The organism is Loktanella sp. SALINAS62 (assembly GCF_018263905.1).
GTDB lineage: Bacteria > Pseudomonadota > Alphaproteobacteria > Rhodobacterales > Rhodobacteraceae > Loktanella.
Genome location: NZ_JAAFZU010000003.1, coordinates 35,963 through 37,362, shown reverse-complemented (window position 1 = coordinate 37,362; position 1,400 = coordinate 35,963). Strand labels below are relative to the sequence as shown.

At 63.6% G+C, this 1,400-nt stretch carries 1 protein-coding gene; it reads right to left on the bottom strand.

The genetic code is table 11. The features are described 5' to 3' along the window. A partial coding sequence (locus tag GZH79_RS03310; RefSeq protein ID WP_283094776.1) for a CheR family methyltransferase occupies positions 1-1,400 on the bottom strand: 1,400 nt, incomplete at both ends.

Sequence of the window (1,400 nt, the reverse complement as noted above, 5' to 3'; positions counted from 1 at the left end):
TCTGGTGGCGCGCATCGACCAAGACGCTGGGCGGTGCGGCCTGCTCGAGCGCCTCGGTGTGTTGTTCCATCGGGGCGCGATGACGATCTCGGTGATGCTCAGGTGCTCCGTCCTTCGATCCGTGCGCGGGGAACGGGCCGGACTGGGGAAGCGTGGGCATGTGTCGGCGCGTCTGCGGGATCGCCTGGTAGATCCGGGCCAGCCGGTCGAGGCTCGAGAAGCAATCGCTGCTGTCAGCGGTTTCCGCCGACCCGAGAAACAGGACACCGTGCGGGTTCAGCCCATAGTGGAACAGGGTGAGAAGCTGCTCCTGGAGCGACCTTTCCAAGTAGATCATCAGGTTACGACAGGAGATGAGATCGAGGCGCATGAAAGGAGGTTCCTTCAGCACACTGTGCGACGCAAAGAGAACGACGTCCCTCAGTTCCTTGCGGACCCGGTAGTGTGTGCCCTCGTCGATGAAGTAATGCTCCAGCCGCTCCGCGGAAACATCGGCTTCGATGGTGCGCGGATAGCGCCCCTCGCGCGCTGTCCCCAACGCGCCCTCGTCGAGGTCGCTGGCGAAGACCTGGATCGGCACCTTCACCTTGCGACGCTCCGCCTCCTCCAAGAACAGGATCGCAAGGCTGTAGGCTTCTTCGCCGGTCGCGCAGCCCACTGACCATGCGCGCACTCCGTCATCGCCCACTTGCTCGATGATCCGCTGAATCGCCTTCTGAGCCAGCGCCTTGTAGGAGTCCTCGTCCCGGAAGAACTGCGTCACCGAGATCAGGAGGTCGCCGAACAGCTCTTGCGCTTCCTCAGGCGTGCTGCGGACCAGCTCGGCATATTCTGCCGGGTTGTCGATGCGGCAGACCTGCATGCGCCGTAGCACGCGGCGCATCACCGTCGCCCGCTTGTAGCTGGAAAAATCATGACCTGTGCGCGTGCGCAAAAAGGCAATGATGCGGCGCAGGTCGTTCGCGGTGTCGTCTTCGTCGAGCGAGCGCACGGCCTCCTTGCTCTTGGCGACTTCCGTGATGCGCTCTGCCAAGCCGGCAATTGGAGCGATGAAGCTGACGACGCCGGTCGCGATAGCGTTCTGCGGCATGGCGCTGAACTCGGCCTCACTTGGCTCTTGGGCAAAGACGACGCCGCCGCCCTCGTGAATGGCCTTCACTCCGATCGAACCATCGGCACCGGCCCCGGTCAGAACGACCGCCATGCCATCGCCCCGCCCTGCGGCGACCGAGCGAAAGAAGACATCGACCGGCGCGCGAAGACCGCGCGGCTCGGCAAAGTCGCGAGCGTGGACACAGTCGCCTTCGATTACCAGCTCTTGGTCGGGAGGGATCACGTAAACACAGTTCGGTCGCAACTCCGGCGTGTCGGTTACCTGGTGCACCCCCATGTTCGTGCAA